This window comes from Halobellus sp. EA9 (assembly GCF_051195055.1).
In the GTDB taxonomy this organism is placed as follows: domain Archaea; phylum Halobacteriota; class Halobacteria; order Halobacteriales; family Haloferacaceae; genus Haloquadratum; species Haloquadratum rubicundus.
In genome coordinates, this window is the sequence record NZ_JBNTJW010000004.1 from 21005 (window position 1) to 37952 (window position 16948).

Below are 16948 nucleotides of genomic sequence, written 5' to 3' on the forward strand. Positions count from 1 at the left end.
TCAGTTCCCGGAGCCGGTCCACCGGAGCGCGAGCAGCGTCCCCTCGAACAGGCCGATCATCGTCAGCGCGATGATGATCGGCGCCATCCCGGTCGGGTCCGGGGAGACGAGGAAGGCGAGCCCGAGGAACGTCCCCCAGAAGAGCAGGCGGCGCTCTTCGAGCCACGTCCGGGTGACGAGGTTCATCATGATCGCCAGCATCACGAAGAGGGGAATCTGGAAGATGATGGCGTTGTAGCCCATCAGGATCAGGATGAGGTTGAACGTCTCCTTGAGGCCGAACGCCACGAGCGCCGTCCCGGTCGTGTAGGAGGTGAAGTACGCGAAGATCGCCGGCAGGACGATGAAGTGCGCGAAGGAGATGCCGATGAACGCCAACACGACGCTCGTCGGGACGGCCGCGAGGTAGTACCGGCGCTCCTTCGGATACAGGCCCGGCCGCATAAACAGGTACGTCTCGTAGACGAACACCGGGAGCGCGACCACGAGGCCGCCGAGCGCGGCCACCTTCAGTTCGGTGAGGAGGAGTTCGAGCGGCCCGTAGACCCGCGGCCGGCGGTCGACCATCTCGGGCGCGCCGGGGATGTGCTTGTTCCAGAGGAAGTCGATGACCTCCGTGGAGCTGACGAGATCCAGCCCGAACGCGGAGTTCACCAGGTCGGCGCCGGGGTACAGGAGCAGCGTGACGATGCCGCCGACGCCGAGGACGACCGCCAGCCGGCGGATCATCTCCTCGATGTGCTCCGCCAGCGGCATCTCCTCGTCGCTCTCGGGGCCCTCGGGCTCGAACCCCTCGTCGACGACGGGCGCGGGGTCGGCGACGCCGGTCTCGCCGGCGTTCACCGAGGCGCCGCCGTCGGTGCCGGCGACGATCTCCTCCGAGGAGGGCCCGATCTCGGAGTCGGTGGCGGTGTCGGCGTCGAAGTCCGAGTCCGAGTCCGAGTCCGAGTCCGAGTCCAAACCTTCCTCGTCGTCCGCTGTCTCCTTTGGGTCGTCGTCTGCGGCGTCGGCCGCGACGTCGGCGACTGACGGCGTTTCGGAGTCGTCGCCCGTCCCGGAGCCGGCATCGGCGCTCGAATCAGCGTCGGCGTCCGATTCCGTGTCGGTATCCGAGGCGGAATCCGCCGACGACGACGAGCCGGCCGCGGCGGCGACGTCCTCGGCCCGCGGGTGGATGTCCGGCGTCTCCGTCGGCGGGTCGACGTCGGAGTCCGACCCCGACTTCGATCCCGACTCCGACCCCGTGTCGGTGTTCGCGTTCGCATCCGTGTCCGTATCTGCATCCGCGTCCGATTCGGGGATCGACTCCCCATCCGGCTCGGAATCCGAGTCGGGATCGGGAGTCGCGTCGGGATCGCGGTCGGGCGCCGAGTCCGCGCCGTCCGCGGGACTGACGCCGGACGCGTCGCTGTCGACGTGACCGCCCTCGGCTTCGTCGCCGTCGGGCGTCCGGTCCGGATCCTCCCCGTCGTCGGCCATTCGTCTGAGATTGGCCGCCCGGTTCTTATAGGCCTTTCCGCATCGGCTCGCGGCCGTCCCCGACGATCGGGGGCGGGCCACGGAGACGCGGACGCGAGGCCCCCGAGCTGGCCCGGCCGAGAGCGCCGGTCGAAAAGATTGATAACTGCGAGCGGGTTCACTTCGGGTATGTCCGGCGCGCTCGACGAGGATACGAGAGAGACGCTCGACGCCGGCCGGGAGACCGCCGGCGCGATGCTTCGAGCCGCGCAGAAGGACCTACAGAAGGTCTTCATCGTCTTCCTCGTCGGCTTCCTCGGGACGTTCTACGCGCTCCGCCTCTACGTCTGGGACTTCTTCAAGCGTGTGACCCGCGCGCGGATGTCCGCGCAGGTCAGCGGCGAGGTCTCCATCATCGCCCAGACGCCGTTCGACGTGATCCTCCTGCAGGCGAAGATCGGCCTCGTTGTCGGGATCATCTTCGCGCTCCCGGTATTCGTCTACTTCTCGCGGGACGCGCTCAAAGACCGCGGGCTGTGGCCCTCCTCGCCGATCCCGACCTGGCAGCTCGGGCTCATCCTCGGCGGGATGGCGCTGCTCTTCGCGCTCGGCGTCGGCTACGGCTACTACGTGTTCTTCCCCTTTACCTTCGCGTTCCTGGCGCGGAACGCCCTCTCGGCGGGGTTCACGCCGACCTACTCCATCGTCAAGTGGGCGCAGTTCATCTTCCTGCTGACGGTCTCGTTCGGCCTCGCGAGCCAACTCCCGCTCGCGATGACCGCGCTCTCCTACGGGGAGATCGTCCCTTACGAGACGTTCCGCGACAAGTGGCGCCACGCCGTCGTCGGCGTCTTCGCCGCCGGCGCGCTGTTCACGCCGCCGGACCCGTTCACCCAGATCATGTGGGCGATACCCGTGATGACGCTGTACGGCGTCAGCCTCTACCTCGCGAAGGTCGTCACCGTCGCCCGCCGCGGCAGCGAGCAGATGGACGTCGTCGGGAGCGTCCGGGCGCGCTGGAACGTGGTCGCGGGCGTCGGCGTCGTCGGCGGGCTCGCGGTCTACGCCTTCTTCGAGCGCGGCGGCGTCGCGCTCTTCAACGCCGGGCTCGATCTGCTCGGCAGCGACTACGCGGTGTTCGCGCCGGCGTCGACGGCCGTCCTGGCCGGCTACGTCCTGCTCGCGGGCGTCGTCGCCGCGGCCCTCGCCGTCGGCTACGTCGTCTACCGCGACATCGACGAGATGGCCGTCGTCGAGGCCGGGGTGGGCGACCCCTCGGCGATCGACCTCGCGGACCTCGACGCCGGCGGCGTGCGGGCGGCCCCGCCCGAGGTCTTCGCCGAGATGAGAGAGGACGAGGCGATGGCCGCCGCGGGCGACGCCCTCGACGCCGGGAACAAGGAGAAGGCCCGGGCGATCGTCGACCGGTTCGACGCCGACGGCGAGGCCGGCCAAGAGGGCGACGCGGACGGAGCCGCCGGCGCGGCCGCCGCGGGCGACGCCGAGCAGTCGGCGACCGGAGGAGGGATCGGCAGCCGGGCCCGCCGCGCCGGGAGCGCGTTCTTCGACGAGTACAGCGGCGACGACGCGGCCGAGGAGAGCGACGAAGCCGACGACGCAGACGACGACTTCGAGGGCTACTACACCGACGTCCAGTTCATCCTCGACTCCCTGACCTCGAACGCGTTCCGCATCGTCGCGGTGTTCATGGCGGTGCTCGCGGTCACGTTCGGCTGGCTCTACACCGGCGGCATCAAGCGCGTCTACGAGGACTTCCTCTCGCGGCTGCCGGCGCAGATCCGCCCGAACGAGGTGCTCGACGTGGTCGCGCTGCACCCGATGGAGGCGCTGATCTTCGAGGTGAAGTTCTCGACGATCATCGCTGTCATCGTCACGCTCCCGCTCGTGGCCTACTACGCGTGGCCGGCGCTCCGCGAGCGCAACGTCATCAGACAGCGCCGCCGCGCGGTCTTCCTGTGGACCGGCGCGCTCGCCGCGGGGCTGTTGGGCGGCTTCGTCTTCGGCTACACCACGATCGCGCCCTCGGTGATCTCCTGGCTCGTCAACGACGCCGTCCGGGCGAACATGGTGATCGCCTACCGCATCACCAACTTCTTCTGGCTCATCTTCTTCACCACCGCCGGCATCGGCATCCTCGCCGACGTCCCGATCCTGATGATCCTCCTCAACAGCGCGGGCGTCGGCTACGAGACGATGCGGAGCCGCTGGCGCGAGGTGACCGTCGGGGTGCTGGCGGTCGCGGCGCTCTTCACGCCGGCGGACGTCCTCACGATGTTCCTCGTGACGATCCCGCTGATGGCCGCCTATATGATCGGTCTGGGCGTCCTGTTCGTGCTCACGCTCGGCGGCCGTCGGGATCTGGCGCCGCCGCGGACGGCCGATATGTGAGAGGAAACGCGCGGGCAGACTACAACAGGAGGTCTTCCCAGTCTTCGGGGTGCTCGCTCGGATCGAGCGTGACCGGCTCCAGGCGTCGCGCGCCCTTCACCGTTCGCGTGCCCGACACGCCGGGGGCCGCGAACCGCGGCTCGGCCTCCACGGCCCGGCCCTCGAACGCCAGGACGCCGTCGAGGGCGGCGCCGATCGGCACGCAGACGGTGAAGCCGTCGGCGCCTTCGACTTGGAGGTGGGTCGTCTCGTCGGGGACGTCGGCCGCGACGAGCAGCGAGCCGACCGCGAGGCCGCTCCAGCCGTCGGCGACGAGGTCGCCCGACGAACAGCGGAACTGCCCCTCGATCGCGGTCGTCTCGTGGTCGTGATCGGACGGGAGCGGCACGGGAATCCGGACGGTGCTCTCGCCGGTCACTGTGACGTGCGCATCGGCGGTCGCTGTCATCGGTCAGTGAGAGTTCGGTGGCGGTCGGATTTAGTCCCTGCCCCCGCCGTCCGCCGCGCCGACGCCGAGAGCGAATGCCTAAATATTCGCGAGCGAATCCTCGGATATGGCCAAGATAAGCGTAGAGATCCCCGACGAGCTGCTCGCGGACCTCGACGAGCACGTCGGCGACGACGGGAAGTTCGTCAACCGCAGCGACGCGGTCCGGGCCTCGATCCGCAAGACGCTGGATATGCTGGACGACATCGACGCCCGACACGGGCGGTTGGACGATGAGTGAGCGGTCCCAGGTCGGCTCGATCGCGCTCGTGGCGCTGTTCGTGACGGCGCTGACGACAGCGCAGCTGACCGCCTCGAAGCTGCTCGCCTTTTCGCTGCCGGTCGAACTGCCGGTCACGGGCGCGAGCATCATCCTCCCGGGGGCGGCGCTGGCGTACGCGCTGACCTTCTTCGCGTCGGACTGTTACTCCGAGCTGTACGGGCGCCGCGCCGCGCAGGTGATGGTCAACGTCGGCTTCGTGATGAACTTCGTCCTCCTGGCGCTGGTCTGGAGCACGATCCTCGCGCCGGCGGCCAACCCCGAGTCGGCCTCGCAGTTCCGCGCGGTGCTCGCGCCGGGGACGAACATCGTCCTCGGGAGCCTGCTGGCCTACGTCGTGAGCCAGAACTGGGACGTGCTCGTGTTCCACCGCATCCGCGAGGCGACCGGCGAGTCGATGCTGTGGCTCCGGAACATCGGCTCGACGGCGACGAGCCAGGCGATCGACACGGTGATCTTCGTCGGCGTCGCGTTCTACGTCGCGCCGCGGGTGCTCGGCTTCGGCTCGCCGCTTCCGGTGTCGGTCGTGCTCTCGCTGATCGTCGGCCAGTACCTCCTGAAACTGCTCATCGCGCTCGTGGACACGCCGTTCGTCTACGCCGTGGTCTCGGCGTTCGGCGGATCACAGATCGGAGTGGACGACGAGGGCTGGGCGCCCGAGTGAGCCCGGAACTTAGGCTCACGCCGCGTCGTCGCCGTCGACGACCTCGGCGAACCCGTAGTTCGCCTTGACGTCGTCGACGCGGATCCGGACCGACTCGCCGGTCTCGACGCCCGGCACGAACAGCGTGTAGCCGTCGATCTTGACGACGCCGTCGCCCTCGCTGCCCACGTCGTCGACGACGACGTCCAGTTCGTCGCCTTCCGAGACGGGCGCGGTGACGCGGTGTTTGCCGACGAGATACAGTTCCGACGAGGAGTCCCGCGAGGCGTCCGGACGGATCGTGCGGACGTACTCGAACTCCGCGTCGATGTCGTCTTTCAGCTCCTCCAGGTCGGGCCCGTCGAAGACCTTTGCGGCGAAGTCGCCGCCGGCGGGCAGGAAGTCGAGGGCGACCTCCAGGGCCTGGCGCGCGAGGTGGACCGAGCGGGCGTGGTCCAGCGAGTACTCGCCGGTCATGTTCGGCGCCATATCCGAGACGACCGCGTCGGCGCCGTCGTCGCCGACGCGCTCTCTGAGTTCCGCCTTGGTCTCCCCGTCGATCATATCGCCGCGGATCGTCTCGACGTTCGCCAGGTCGAGGTCGCGGATCCGCTGGAAGTCGACGCCGACGACGGTGCCCTCGGGCCCGACGGCCTCGCTCGCGACCTGGAGCCACCCGCCGGGGGCGGCGCCGAGGTCGACGACGGTGTTGCCGGGGCCGAACAGCCCCGCCCGCCGGTCGAGCTGCTTCAGTTTGTACGCCGAGCGGGCGCGGTAGCCCTCCTGTTTGGCCTTGTTGTAGTATTCGTCCTTCCCCGCCATCGTCAGGTCACCGGGGACCGTCGCGGCTCCCCGTCGCGTGAAATACCGATCATAACGGTCTCCACGCCGCCGACGCTGAAATGGGTGCCGACTCGACTGTGAGCCAGCCGTCCGGTACGGAAGTCGGCCGTCGCGTCCGCGTCGCGCGCGCGATGAACCAAGAGTATTTTTAAGCCCGCTGTTCGTACCTCCGCGCATATGTTCAAGGCCATCGTGGGCGCGTCGACGCTGCAGGACGCGCTGGACTCGGTGAGCGTGCTGGTCGACGAGTGTAAGATCCGGCTGAACGAGGACGAACTGGCGATCCGCGCGGTCGACCCCGCGAACGTCGGGATGGTGGATCTCTCGCTCGACGCGGCGGCGTTCGAGTCCTACGAGGCCGACGGCGGCGTGATCGGCGTCAACCTCGCGAAGCTGGAGGACTTCGTCGGGATGGCCAGCGGCGACCAGCTCGTCGAGCTCGAACTCGACGAGGAGACGCGAAAGCTAAACATCCGGATGGACGGCCTCTCCTCGACGCTCGCGCTCATCGACCCCGACTCCATCCGCCAGGAGCCCGACATCCCGGATCTGGATCTCTCCGCGGAGATCGTCCTGGAGGGCGCCCAGCTGGACCGCGGGATCAAGGCCGCCGACATGGTCTCCGATCACGTCCGGCTCCGCGTGGACGCCGACGAGGAGGCCTTCCACATCGAGGCCCAGGGCGACACCGACGACGTCGACTTCGAGCTCGACGCCGACGACCTGATCGCGCTCACCGCCGGCGCGGCCGACTCGCTGTTCTCGCTGGACTACCTGAAGGACATGAACAAGGCGATCCCGAAGGACGCCGAGGTCACGATCGAACTCGGCGAGGAGTTCCCGGTGAAGATCCACTACGCGGTCGCGGAGGGCCAGGGCAACATCACGTACATGCTCGCGCCCCGGATCCAGAGCGAATAGGTACGCTTACCCGCGGTGGCGGTCGATGACGCGCTTTGCCGCCTCGGCCTTCTCCTTCCAGCCGTACCCCGCCTCGTAGACGTGGCGCTTCGAGTCGACGAGCGCCTCGGGCGAGGGCTCCTCGAAGCCGCCGCGGGCCCACGCGCCGCTGTCTTGGAGCCACTCGATCACGTTCTCGCGGGTCTCGGACCACGAGAGCCCGACCATCTCGTACCACGCGATCATCGCGAACACCGCGTTGTCGTGGCAGCCGGGGACGCTCCCTCTGGTGTACAGGGTCCGCATCGGCTCGCGGGTCGGTTCGGCGACCTGCTCGCGGAACTCCGCGGCGGTCCGGAGGCGAAGCACGTCGTTGTTCTCGGTCACGCGCTCGTCGCGCTTGAGGCGTTCGAGCGCCGAGCGGTGGAGCGCGCCCCACTCGCCGTCGACGGCGTCGTAGAGGTCCGCCTCCGCGACGGGGCCGGCCGAGAGCCGGGCGACGATGTCGGTGTAGGCCTTCTCGACGTCGGGCCAGGGCGTGCCCTCGAAGTCGCAGTCGGCGTCGTGGAGGCTGTTCGTGGCCCGGCAGTCGGGACACGGGTAGTCGAAGCGCGGCACAGGGAAAGAAGGGCGGCGGCCGGTCTTAGGTGCCACGGTGTGGGCGATGCGTCCGCGGGCGGGCGACGGAGAGAGTCGTCCGATCGTCGTGTTTATTCGGCGGCGGCCGAGATAGAAAGCCGATGCCGATCGACCCGCTCTACGCCCGGTATCCCTTCTTCGAGGGCGCGCGCGAGGCCGTCCGCGAGGCGGACATCTCGCCGGCGGCGCTCGTCGTCGAGGACGCCCCGGCGGTCGAGCGCGGCCGCGAGCGGGTCGAACGCGCCCTGATGGAGGGGACGGTCGCCGCCGAGGAGCCGAAGCGGTGGGACCGCCGCGAGGAACTGCTCTCGTATCCGATCGCGCGGATCCTCGTCTCGCTGGTCGACACGCCCGCCGCCGTCGACAAGTACGCCACCGCGGAGGCGGCGACAGCGCGGGAGCGCTTCGAGGCCGACTTCGGCGGCGCGGAGTTCCAGAGCACCGGCCGAGCGCGCGCGTCGTTGGACGAGGTCCTCCGCGAGTTCGACCTCGACGGCGACGTCCGCCCGGACCGCAGCGACGGACCGGGACGGAGCGGCCCGTCGAGCCAGGCCGGCCGCGGCGGCGTAGGCCCCGGATCGGGCGGGGATGCGGGCCGCACCGCCCCCCACTACTGGGTCGCGCTCGGCCCCTACCTCGAACTCGGCGAGGAGAGCTGGGGGAGTCGCTGGCGGCTCGTCAACCGCGAGGTGCGCGACGGCGAGGTGCGCGTCGAGTCCGCGGAGCTGTCGCGGCTGCTGGAGGCGGCCGTCGAGCGCCGGGTGAGCGGGGGGCTCCCGTTCGAGGTGCGCGGGACCGACGGCGGCGACGCCATCGCCGACGCGCTCGATTCGGCCGTGGCCGACCTCCGGTCGCTCTTGAACGACCACGACGCCGGCACCGAGGAGGCGATCGAAGCCGTGGTGCCGGCGCTCTTCCCGCCGTGTATGAAGGCGCTCGTCCAGCGGGCCCGGAGCGGGGAGTCCGTGCCCGAACACGCGGAGTTCTCGCTCGTGTCGTTCCTCGTCGCGCTCGGGATGGACGGCGACGACGTCACGACGCTGCTCGGAGTCGCGGACGCAGAGAGCGACGGCGACGAAACGGAGGAAGGAAGGGAAGAGAGCGACGGCGATGGTGAGCGCCCCGCCGAGCGGATCCGAACGCGCGTGGAGTACCTCTCGGATTCCGACGGGACGCAGTACCCGCCGCCGTCGTGTGCGACGATGCAGTCCTACGGGACCTGCGTCGACCCCGACGAGCGCTGTGAGAGGATCTCGCACCCGCTGTCGTACTACACGGACGCTCTCGCCGACGCCGGTGACGTCCGCGACTGGCGGGAGGCCACGAGCGGAGAGTGATCACGATGACACGGTCGGTCACTCGTCGAGAAAGACGCCCGCGAGCGCCATCACGACGATGAAGAGCGCGACCGCGCCCACGAGTGCGAGGCCGCCGTCGTTCCCGAGGTCGGGCCCGAAGGTGACCCCGATGCCGACGAACACGGCGAAGAAAGCGCCGACAGAGACGATGGAGACGACGATCTTCCGCCGCATCTCCGCGTCGATTTCCATACTTCCGCCTTCCGGTGGCCGTTCTAAAAGGGCTTCGATGCGGCGCTGACGCCGGTTCGCGGTCGTCGGCGTCGACCGGCCGCGCGCCCTCATAGTGATTACTCTCACTGTTTACCGCCGAACGCCACCCCCGGTAACGGCGTTCGGCGGTAAGAAACGAGAGTAATCACTATCAGGCGTCCGGCGCGTCGCCGTCGTCTGTGGGTCCGTCGGACGTCGTCTCCTCGACGTCGGTCAGCCGCGCCTGCGCCGGCCCGCCGACGAACGACTCGAAGGACTCGCCCTCGGCGAGCGCGGTCTCCTTTTTCACCCGGTAGTTGCCGCCGTCCGTCACGTGCAGGTCGCCGGGGTGGAAGAAGTACCACGACTCGCGGTCGAACCGGACGCCGATCCGGGCCTTCGCGCCGAAGTTGCGAGCGAAGTAGATCAGCGCCTCCACCTCCTCGCCGGTGAGGTAGATCGGCCGCCCGGAGCTGGATTTGGCCTCGATGGCGTAGAAGACGTCGCCGTCGCCGGCGAGCACGTCCGGGAGCTCGCGGTCGGTCGCCGAGCCCGAGGCGGGAGCGCGCATCACCGCGAAGCCGGCCTCGTCGAGGCGGTTGACGAGTTCGCGCTCGCGGCGGTCGCCCTTCCGGTTCGAGGACATACCCGCTCTCGGGCCGAGAGGGTCTTAAACCGGACGACACGGTCGCCGTGAGTCGGCCGCGAACCCGCGAGTATATATATCGAAAACCCCATCAATCGAGTACTACGCGCCTCCGGCCGGAGCGGAGCGTCGCTGGAGGCCGAGCTCGGGGACGATATGGACGCCGATACCGCGGTCTCGAACGTCGTGCTCGTCACGGTCGACTCGCTGCGAGCCGACGCGCTCGGCACCTACGATTCGGACCGCCACACCCCCGTCTTCGACGGTCTGGCAGGTCGCGGCACCGTCTTCGAGCGGGCGTTTGCGACCGGGAACTGGACGCCCTTCTCGTTCCCGTCGATCCTGGCCTCGCGGCCGGTGTTCGCCGACTCCGGCCGGATCGGGGTCGACGGCGCGCCGACGCTGGCGTCGGTCCTCTCCGAGAGCGGCGTCGCGACCGGCGGCTTCAACGCCGCCAACGGATTCCTCACCTCTCACTGGGGCTACGACGACGGCTTCGACGAGTTCGAGCCGTTCGTCGCGAGCGTCGGCGGCAGCCTCTACAGCCGCTACCTCGCGACCCACCCGACGGTCGAGGCGTGGCTCCAGCTCGCGGCCTCTCCCCTCCGACGGCTGCGTTCGCGGCTCGCGGGCGACGTCGACGACCGGCCCTTCCTCGACACCTCCCGGATGTTCGACGTCGAGCACGCCGCGACGGCGTTCCTCGAATCCGTCGAGGGGCCGTTCTTCCTCTGGATCCACTACATGGACGCCCACACGCCCTACGTCCCCGCGCCGCGGTACATCCGCGAGGTCTCCGACAGCCGCGTCGGCACCCACCGGATGCTCCACGCCCACACCCGGACCGGACTCGGTTGGGAGGTTGGCGAGCGTACCCTCGCCGATCTCCGGACGCTCTATCAGGCGGCCGTCCGCCAGATCGACGCCAGCGTCGGCCGGCTGCTCGACGCGCTCGACGCCGAGGGGCTCTCCGAGGAGACCGCCGTGGTGCTCGCGGGCGACCACGGCGAGGAGTTCCAGGAGCACGGCCACCTGGCGCACTACCCCAAACTGTACGACGAACTGATCCGCGTGCCGCTCATCGTCGACGTGCCGGGCGCGGAGAGCCGGCGGATCAGCGGCCAGGTCGGTCTCGACGCGGTCCCGCCGACCGTGACCGGCCTGCTCGGCGTCGACGCCCCCGACGTCTGGACCGGTTCGTCGCTCCGACCGACGGTCCGCGACGGCGCCGCGCCCCCGGACGAGCCGGTCGTCTCGGTCACCGTCCGCGACGAGGACGTGACCGCCCAGCCGATCCCGCGGGGCCTCGACGACGGCGACCTGCTCGTGAGCGTCCGGGACCGCGATTGGACCTACATTCGAAACGTCGACCGCGAGACCGAAGAGCTGTACTTCCGCCCAGACGACCCCGGCCAACAGATGGATCTCGCGGGGAACGTCGCGGACGGTCGCGGGGGCGACGTCGGGGGAGAGGCGCGGGCGGTCGCCGACCGCTTCCGGCCGCTCGTCGACGCGCACGTCGAGCTCATCCGGGAGCGAGGCAGCGACGGCGACGGCGAATCGGAGCAGTCGGCGGAGATGGACGCGGACCTCGGCGCGCGGCTGGAGGCACTCGGGTACAGGTAGCGATGCTCCGGCGCTTCCTTCGCAACCTCCATAGCGCTCCGCTCGCGCTCCAGCTGCGGCGGTTCGTCGTCGTCGGCGCCGTGACCGCCGGGATCCAGATGGTTCTGTTGTGGCTGTTCGTCGACGTCTCGGGGCTGTACTACCTCCTGGGCGCGGTGATCTCGATCGAGATCACGATCGTGCTCTCGTACGTGCTCAACAACGCCTGGACCTTCCAGGCGACGCCGAACACGGGGATGAACTACCTCTACGGCCTGCTGCGCACGAACGTCGTCCGCGGGACGGCGATCCCGATCCAGATCGTCGTGCTCTATGCGCTCGTCGAGTGGCTGTCGCTGTTCTACCTGCTCGCGAACGCCGTCGCCATCGTGATCAGCGGCGTCTACCGGTACGTGCTCGACGCGAAGTGGACGTGGGGGCAGTGAGCGGCGCGGGGACGAACTCCGATTACGTCCCGTGGCTCCAGCTGTCCATATACTCGGCCTGCGCGTCCGAGAGGGAGTCGATCTCGACGCCCTCGGCCGCCAGTTTGATTTCGGCGACCTCGCGGTCGAGGTCGTCGGGGACGTCGTGGACGCCGGCGTCGTAGGCGTCGCCGTTCTCGACGAGTTCGCGGACACAGACCGCCTGGATGCCGAACGACTGGTCCATCACCTCCGCGGGGTGGCCGAGCGCGACCGGGGCGGCGAGGTTGACGAGGCGCCCCTCGGCGATGACGTTGAGGCGGCGGCCGTCGTCCATCTCGTAGGCGCGGACGCCGTCGCGGGCCTCGTACTCGTCGACCGCGAGGTCCGAGAGCGCGTCGAGATCGATCTCGATGTCGAAGTGGCCGGCGTTCGCGAGCAGGACGCCGTCTTTCATCTCCGCGAAGTCCTCGCGGGTGATGACGTCGCGGTTGCCGGTCGTGGTGACGAACACGTCGCCGACTTCGGCGGCCTCGTTCATCGGCATCACGTCGTAGCCCTCCATATGTGCCTCCAGGGCGCGGCGGGGCTCGACCTCGGTGACGATCACGTTCGCGTTCTGGCCCGCGGCCTTCTTCGCGACGCCCTTGCCGCAGTAGCCGTAGCCCGCGACGACGACGTTCTTGGCCGCAAAGGAGAGGTTCGTCGTCATCGCGATCGTCGCGAGCGAGGACTCGCCGGTGCCGTGGACGTTGTCGAAGAGCCGCTTCATCGGCGTGTCGTTGACGGCGAAGACGGGATATTTCAGCTCGCCGTCGTCGTCCATCGCGCGCAGGCGGTGGACGCCCGTGGTGGTCTCTTCGGCGCCGCCGACGATGGTGTCGATGAGTTCGGGGTGGTCCTCGTGGATGGCGTAGACCATATCCATCCCGTCGTCGACGGTGATCGTCGGCTCGTGGGCGACGACCGACTCGATCGCGGCGTAGTAGTCCTCGTCCCCGACGCCGCGCTTCGCGTAGGAGGTGATGGCGTCGTGTTCGTCGAGCGCCGCGCTCACATCGTCGTGGGTCGAGAGGGGGTTACAGCCCGTGATCGCGACCTCGGCGCCGCCGAGCGCCAGCAGTTCGACGAGGTTCGCCGTCTTGGCCTCGACGTGCATCGCCATCCCGATCGTCTGGTCCGCTAACGGCTGTTCCTCGCGGAACTGCTCGCGGAGTTCCTGAAGGATGGGCATATGCTGCAGCGCCCAGTCCATCTTCCGGCGGCCCTCGTCGCGAGCGGCCGCGACGTCGTCGAGGTGCTCGCTGATCGGCGGGTACGTGCTCTTGCTCATACCCCCGATTGCGACAGGTGAAAGAAAACGCTGCCGAACCACCTTTTTACTTCGTCGGGTGCGCAGAGCGCACCCTCCTCGCAAAAAGCTGGACGAAAAAGGGTCCGCGAGGCTCGCTCTGCTCGCCTCGCGGTGCGCTCACTGGAGAGTACCACTGGAATGGATACTCCGTCGGACGATCAGAGATCGAAGCGAAGAGTAGAGGGGTCAGCTGTCGGCGCTACCGTGAGTTTATATACGAACATGGGGCCAGCGCCCCCGTGACGTAGCGGATACCCCGCGTCGGGCAGCGGTTGTCCGGCACGTCGGCGCGGGAAGCGGCGGTGCCGGCTGTTCGCCAACGATCCAGCAGTGTGCCTCACTCGGGGAGTGAGAACGCCAGCACGTCGCCTTCGGTGATTCCGCGATCGGTCGTCCAGCCGTAGTTGACTTCGAGGACGTACTGCCCGCGACCCGGATAGCGCTGGTCTTCGCCGTCCTCGCCGGGGGGCGGTTCGGGCGCGTGGTGGATCTGGGTGATGGTGCCGTCGCCGTCCGCGTAGACGATGTCGAGCCCGAAGTCCATCCCCCGCATCACGTAGGTGTGGTCGCCGACTTCGTCGTACACGAAGAGCATCCCACGGTTCGCCGGCAGAGATTCGGTCTCGCTCAGACCGCGGTAGCGGAGCTGTCCGGTGTCGGCGATGGCCGCCGTGACGGACCCGAGCAGGTCGCCGTTCGGAGACCGGACTTCCACTACCGTCGTCTCGTAGCCGCGGAAGATCGGGGTGCCGGTGGACGTGTCCGCCGTCGCCGTCGGGGACGTCTCGGTGCCGGTCGCCGCGACATCCGAAGTCGTATCGACCGCCGGCGTCGGCTCTGTTCCGGTCTCGGTGCCGGAATCCGACGGGGCGCCCGCGCATCCCGACGCCCCCACAGCGGCAGCGCCGAGCAGGCCGAGGTACGTGCGACGTCGCATCCGTCACTCCGCGCGGGCGACGAGGTCCACCGCGCGCTTTCGCGCCGTCTCGACCACGCGCTCGGCATCGAGCGTCAGGACCTCTCGGTCCCGCATCAGCACCTGCCCGTCGCAGACCGTGTGGCGGACGTCCGACCCACGGACGGCGTACGCGAGGTGACTCACGAGGTCGTGGGCTGGCGCGAGGTGCGGCGCGTCGAGGTCGACGACCGCCAGGTCGGCCGCCGCGCCGGCTTCGATCCGCCCGCCGGGGAGCGACAGCGCCGCGGCGCCGCCTTCGGTCGCCATCCGGACGGCCGCCGCGGCGGGGACGGCCGCGGCGTCGTCGGCGCCGAGCTTGCCGAGCATCGCGGCGTCCCGGAGCTCGTCGAAGAGGTCGAGGTCGTTGTTGGAGGCGGCCCCGTCGGTTCCGAGCGCGACCGTCACGCCGGCGTCGAGGAGGTCCTGAACGGGCGCGATGCCCGAAGCGAGCTTCATATTCGACGCCGGGCAGTGGACGACCGCCGCGTCCCGCTCGGCGAGGAGGTCGATCTCGGCCTCGTCGACGTGGACGCCGTGGGCGAGGAACGAGGTCTCCGAGAGGAGGCCGACGTCGTCGGCGTATTCGAGCGGCCGCTCGCCGCGTTCGTCGACGATCGGCTCGACCTCCTCGCGCGTCTCGTTCGCGTGCGTATGCACCGGGACGCCGGCGTCGCGAGCGGCGTCGACCGCCTCACGGAGGAGCGGCTCCGCGACGGTCGTGAGCGAGTGGGGCATCACCGCCGTCCGGACCCGGCCGTCGGCCGCGCCGTCGTACTCGCGAGCGACGTCGACGCTCTCTTCGACGTCGGCGCGGGCCGCCTCGTCGTCCTTGCCGACGGTGACGACGCCGTGACCGAGTCGGGCACGTAGGCCGGCGCGGTCGACCGCGTCGACGAGCTCGGGGACGTGGAAGTACATATCGGCGAAGGCGGTGGTGCCCGAGCGGATCATCTCGACGAGCCCGAGTTCGGCGCCGGCGCGGACGTCCTCCGGGCCGAGTTCGGCCTCGGCCGGCCAGATGTCCTCGCGGAGCCACGCGTCGAGCGGCTTGTCGTCGGCGTAGCCCCGGAGAAGCGTCATCGCGACGTGCGTGTGCGCGTTCACGAGCCCCGGGATCACGAGGCCGCCCGCGGCGTCGAGCGTCTCGTCGGCCTCGTGGTCGGCCGCGAGGTCCGGCCCGACGGCGTCGATGACGCCGTCGTCGCGATCGATCAGCACGTCCGCGTCCACGACCTCGAAGTCCGGCCGGAGGACTCGTCCGCCGGCGACCAGGAGCGTGTTCGATGACATACCGTGCGGTACCGACGGCGCGGGTATCATACTGTCGTCTGGCGGCGGCAGAGCGCCGGCCGCGAGGTTCCCCGAACGGACCGGTACCGGGCCCCAGCGCCGGTCAGAGCCAGTCTCGCAGAACTTAAACCGGGGCGCGACGAACCCCCGCCTATGAGCGACGACGAGAACGGGGGGCGACGAGACCTCCGGATGCCCGACGACGACGAGGTGTTCGCCGTCGTCACGAACATGCTCGGGGCGAACCGCGTGAAAGTCCGCTGTGCCGACGGCGTCGAGCGGACCGCGCGGATTCCCGGCCGGATGCAAAAGCGCATCTGGATCCGCGAGGACGACGTCGTCCTGGTCGAGCCCTGGGACTGGCAGGACGAGAAGGCCGACGTGGTGTGGCGCTACGAGAAGTCCGAGGCCGACCAGCTGCGCGAGGAAGGCCACATCCAGTGACCGTGCCCCGAGCGCCCGCGGCCGGACCGACGAGAGACTGATTCGATGACCGATCCCGAGCGCGGTTCCGACCCCGATCCCGACCCGGATTTCGACGACGACGAGGACTTCGGCTTCTTGGCGCCCGACGAGGTAGAAGCGCCCGGCGACGAGTGGAAGGAGATCGACGTCACCGACACCGAGGCCGACCGGATCGCCCGGCGCCGCGATCGGGAGTTCGACGAGTTCCGGAAGCGACTGAAGGACGCCGACCAGTTCAAGGTCGAGCAGTCGGTCTTCGACGACGCCACCTTCGCGGCGATCTACAAGCTCGTCCAGGACGGCCACATCGACGCCTTCGGCGGGCCGATCTCGACGGGGAAGGAAGCGAACGTCTACGAGGCGCTGGGGAGCCACGACGGGAGCGAGCGGGACGTCGCGGTGAAGATCTACCGCATCAACGCCTCGAACTTCCGGCAGATGCGGGAGTACCTGGAGGGCGACCCGCGCTTCGAGGGCCTCGGCAACGACAAGAAGCAGGTCGTCCTCGCGTGGACGCGCAAGGAGTTCGCGAACCTGAAGCGGGCGCGGGAGGCCGGCGTCCGTGTCCCCGAGCCGATCGCCGTCGAGCGGAACGTCCTCGTGATGGAGCTGGTCGGGCTCGTCGAGGACCGGGCGCGGCGGCTCGCCGAGGTCGACGTCGAGAACCCCGAGACGGCCTACGACGTCGTCAGCGAGTATATGCGGCGGCTCTACTCCGCAGGCTTGGTCCACGGCGACCTCTCGGAGTACAATATGATCATCCACGACGGCGAGCTCGTCGTGATCGACCTCGGCCAGGCGGTGACGGTCCACCACCCCAACGCCGACGAGTTCCTCCGGCGCGACTGTCGGAACGTGGCCGCCTTTTTCGGCCGGCAGGGGCTCGACGCGAGCGGCGACGAGCTCTACGACTTCGTCACCGCGGTCGAGCCCGAGCCCGCCGGCGAGCCCGAGGGGCCGGACGTCGCCGACGGATAACGCTTCCGCGCCGGGGTG

General features: G+C 69.4%; 18 protein-coding genes. 9 read left to right on the forward strand and 9 right to left on the reverse strand.

All coding sequences use genetic code 11. The features are described 5' to 3' along the window. Entirely contained in the window at positions 1-1479 is a 1479-nt protein-coding gene (locus ACQUQ0_RS06230) for a twin-arginine translocase subunit TatC (RefSeq protein WP_435183860.1), read from the reverse strand. 168 nt (positions 1480-1647) lie between these two features. On the opposite strand from ACQUQ0_RS06230, the gene tatC reads away from it, so the two are divergent. Next, entirely contained in the window at positions 1648-3867 is a 2220-nt protein-coding gene (gene tatC, locus ACQUQ0_RS06235; RefSeq protein ID WP_435183861.1) for a twin-arginine translocase subunit TatC, read from the forward strand. Positions 3868-3886: 19 nt separating this feature from the next. Here tatC and ACQUQ0_RS06240 read toward each other — a convergent pair whose 3' ends face one another. Further along, positions 3887-4315 carry a molybdopterin-dependent oxidoreductase gene (locus ACQUQ0_RS06240; RefSeq protein WP_435183862.1) on the reverse strand — a complete coding sequence of 143 codons (429 nt, stop codon included), beginning with the start codon at positions 4313-4315 and terminating at the stop codon, positions 3887-3889. Between the two features lie 106 nt (positions 4316-4421). Here ACQUQ0_RS06240 and ACQUQ0_RS06245 point away from each other — a divergent pair, with 106 nt between their 5' ends. Both ACQUQ0_RS06245 and ACQUQ0_RS06250 read left to right on the forward strand, forming a co-directional pair. Beyond that, complete coding sequence (locus tag ACQUQ0_RS06245) at positions 4422-4595, forward strand: ribbon-helix-helix domain-containing protein (RefSeq protein ID WP_372386612.1); 174 nt, start codon at positions 4422-4424, stop codon at positions 4593-4595. Continuing rightward, entirely contained in the window at positions 4588-5298 is a 711-nt protein-coding gene (locus ACQUQ0_RS06250) for a queuosine precursor transporter (RefSeq protein ID WP_435183863.1), read from the forward strand. The genes ACQUQ0_RS06245 and ACQUQ0_RS06250 overlap by 8 nt, the downstream gene beginning before the upstream one ends. Positions 5299-5313: 15 nt before the next feature. Here the strand turns inward: ACQUQ0_RS06250 and ACQUQ0_RS06255 are convergent, their stop codons facing one another. Further along, positions 5314-6099: a 23S rRNA (uridine(2552)-2'-O)-methyltransferase gene (locus ACQUQ0_RS06255; protein ID WP_435183864.1), complete on the reverse strand. Its 786-nt coding sequence runs from the start codon at positions 6097-6099 to the stop codon at positions 5314-5316. Positions 6100-6297: 198 nt separating this feature from the next. Here ACQUQ0_RS06255 and ACQUQ0_RS06260 point away from each other — a divergent pair, with 198 nt between their 5' ends. After that, the gene (locus ACQUQ0_RS06260; RefSeq protein WP_372386615.1) at positions 6298-7041 is read left to right on the forward strand and encodes a DNA polymerase sliding clamp; all 744 of its coding nucleotides are present in this window, start codon (positions 6298-6300) and stop codon (positions 7039-7041) included. A 6-nt stretch (positions 7042-7047) separates the two neighbouring features. On the opposite strand, the gene ACQUQ0_RS06265 is transcribed toward ACQUQ0_RS06260, so the two are convergent. Further along, a complete protein-coding gene (locus tag ACQUQ0_RS06265; protein ID WP_435183865.1) occupies positions 7048-7638 on the reverse strand; it encodes a DUF7474 family protein in 591 nt (196 codons plus the stop codon). A 122-nt stretch (positions 7639-7760) separates the two neighbouring features. Here ACQUQ0_RS06265 and ACQUQ0_RS06270 point away from each other — a divergent pair, with 122 nt between their 5' ends. Next, the gene (locus ACQUQ0_RS06270; protein ID WP_435183866.1) at positions 7761-8996 is read left to right on the forward strand and encodes a DNA primase; all 1236 of its coding nucleotides are present in this window, start codon (positions 7761-7763) and stop codon (positions 8994-8996) included. A gap of 18 nt (positions 8997-9014) precedes the next feature. Here ACQUQ0_RS06270 and ACQUQ0_RS06275 read toward each other — a convergent pair whose 3' ends face one another. Together ACQUQ0_RS06275 and hjc are read right to left on the reverse strand one after the other, a co-directional pair. Further along, a complete protein-coding gene (locus ACQUQ0_RS06275) occupies positions 9015-9209 on the reverse strand; it encodes a DUF7472 family protein (protein ID WP_435183867.1) in 195 nt (64 codons plus the stop codon). 172 nt (positions 9210-9381) lie between these two features. Continuing rightward, positions 9382-9855 (reverse strand): Holliday junction resolvase Hjc, encoded by a 474-nt coding sequence (gene hjc / locus ACQUQ0_RS06280; RefSeq protein ID WP_435183868.1) that lies wholly within the window; start codon positions 9853-9855, stop codon positions 9382-9384. A 156-nt stretch (positions 9856-10011) separates the two neighbouring features. Between hjc and ACQUQ0_RS06285 the strand changes: the two genes are divergently transcribed. Both ACQUQ0_RS06285 and ACQUQ0_RS06290 read left to right on the forward strand, forming a co-directional pair. Continuing rightward, positions 10012-11481: a sulfatase gene (locus ACQUQ0_RS06285; RefSeq protein ID WP_435183869.1), complete on the forward strand. Its 1470-nt coding sequence runs from the start codon at positions 10012-10014 to the stop codon at positions 11479-11481. A 2-nt stretch (positions 11482-11483) separates the two neighbouring features. Beyond that, positions 11484-11906 carry a GtrA family protein gene (locus ACQUQ0_RS06290; protein ID WP_435183870.1) on the forward strand — a complete coding sequence of 141 codons (423 nt, stop codon included), beginning with the start codon at positions 11484-11486 and terminating at the stop codon, positions 11904-11906. Between the two features lie 22 nt (positions 11907-11928). Here ACQUQ0_RS06290 and ACQUQ0_RS06295 read toward each other — a convergent pair whose 3' ends face one another. From ACQUQ0_RS06295 to ACQUQ0_RS06305, 3 genes are all read right to left on the reverse strand, one after another. Next, the gene (locus tag ACQUQ0_RS06295) at positions 11929-13218 is read right to left on the reverse strand and encodes an adenosylhomocysteinase (RefSeq protein ID WP_435183871.1); all 1290 of its coding nucleotides are present in this window, start codon (positions 13216-13218) and stop codon (positions 11929-11931) included. Positions 13219-13576: 358 nt separating this feature from the next. Then, a complete protein-coding gene (locus ACQUQ0_RS06300) occupies positions 13577-14176 on the reverse strand; it encodes a DUF192 domain-containing protein (protein ID WP_435183873.1) in 600 nt (199 codons plus the stop codon). Positions 14177-14179: 3 nt separating this feature from the next. After that, entirely contained in the window at positions 14180-15487 is a 1308-nt protein-coding gene (locus ACQUQ0_RS06305; RefSeq protein WP_435183875.1) for an amidohydrolase, read from the reverse strand. A gap of 153 nt (positions 15488-15640) precedes the next feature. Here ACQUQ0_RS06305 and eif1A point away from each other — a divergent pair, with 153 nt between their 5' ends. Together eif1A and rio1 are read left to right on the forward strand one after the other, a co-directional pair. Then, positions 15641-15931, forward strand: coding sequence for a translation initiation factor eIF-1A (eif1A, locus tag ACQUQ0_RS06310; protein WP_089765603.1), 291 nt, complete (start codon positions 15641-15643; stop codon positions 15929-15931). A gap of 45 nt (positions 15932-15976) precedes the next feature. Further along, entirely contained in the window at positions 15977-16930 is a 954-nt protein-coding gene (gene rio1, locus ACQUQ0_RS06315) for a serine/threonine-protein kinase Rio1 (protein ID WP_435183876.1), read from the forward strand. Positions 16931-16948: the final 18 nt, after the last annotated feature.

What these genes read in the sequence shown, in the direction of transcription:
- ACQUQ0_RS06230 (WP_435183860.1), bottom strand. Translation starts at nt 1,479, where the DNA reads ATGGCCGACGACGGGGAGGATCCGGACCGGACGCCCGACGGCGACGAA.
- tatC (WP_435183861.1), top strand. Translation starts at nt 1,648, where the DNA reads ATGTCCGGCGCGCTCGACGAGGATACGAGAGAGACGCTCGACGCCGGC.
- ACQUQ0_RS06240 (WP_435183862.1), bottom strand. Translation starts at nt 4,315, where the DNA reads ATGACAGCGACCGCCGATGCGCACGTCACAGTGACCGGCGAGAGCACC.
- ACQUQ0_RS06245 (WP_372386612.1), top strand. Translation starts at nt 4,422, where the DNA reads ATGGCCAAGATAAGCGTAGAGATCCCCGACGAGCTGCTCGCGGACCTC.
- ACQUQ0_RS06250 (WP_435183863.1), top strand. Translation starts at nt 4,588, where the DNA reads ATGAGTGAGCGGTCCCAGGTCGGCTCGATCGCGCTCGTGGCGCTGTTC.
- ACQUQ0_RS06255 (WP_435183864.1), bottom strand. Translation starts at nt 6,099, where the DNA reads ATGGCGGGGAAGGACGAATACTACAACAAGGCCAAACAGGAGGGCTAC.
- ACQUQ0_RS06260 (WP_372386615.1), top strand. Translation starts at nt 6,298, where the DNA reads ATGTTCAAGGCCATCGTGGGCGCGTCGACGCTGCAGGACGCGCTGGAC.
- ACQUQ0_RS06270 (WP_435183866.1), top strand. Translation starts at nt 7,761, where the DNA reads ATGCCGATCGACCCGCTCTACGCCCGGTATCCCTTCTTCGAGGGCGCG.
- ACQUQ0_RS06275 (WP_435183867.1), bottom strand. Translation starts at nt 9,209, where the DNA reads ATGGAAATCGACGCGGAGATGCGGCGGAAGATCGTCGTCTCCATCGTC.
- hjc (WP_435183868.1), bottom strand. Translation starts at nt 9,855, where the DNA reads ATGTCCTCGAACCGGAAGGGCGACCGCCGCGAGCGCGAACTCGTCAAC.
- ACQUQ0_RS06285 (WP_435183869.1), top strand. Translation starts at nt 10,012, where the DNA reads ATGGACGCCGATACCGCGGTCTCGAACGTCGTGCTCGTCACGGTCGAC.
- ACQUQ0_RS06290 (WP_435183870.1), top strand. Translation starts at nt 11,484, where the DNA reads ATGCTCCGGCGCTTCCTTCGCAACCTCCATAGCGCTCCGCTCGCGCTC.
- ACQUQ0_RS06295 (WP_435183871.1), bottom strand. Translation starts at nt 13,218, where the DNA reads ATGAGCAAGAGCACGTACCCGCCGATCAGCGAGCACCTCGACGACGTC.
- ACQUQ0_RS06300 (WP_435183873.1), bottom strand. Translation starts at nt 14,176, where the DNA reads ATGCGACGTCGCACGTACCTCGGCCTGCTCGGCGCTGCCGCTGTGGGG.
- ACQUQ0_RS06305 (WP_435183875.1), bottom strand. Translation starts at nt 15,487, where the DNA reads ATGTCATCGAACACGCTCCTGGTCGCCGGCGGACGAGTCCTCCGGCCG.
- eif1A (WP_089765603.1), top strand. Translation starts at nt 15,641, where the DNA reads ATGAGCGACGACGAGAACGGGGGGCGACGAGACCTCCGGATGCCCGAC.
- rio1 (WP_435183876.1), top strand. Translation starts at nt 15,977, where the DNA reads ATGACCGATCCCGAGCGCGGTTCCGACCCCGATCCCGACCCGGATTTC.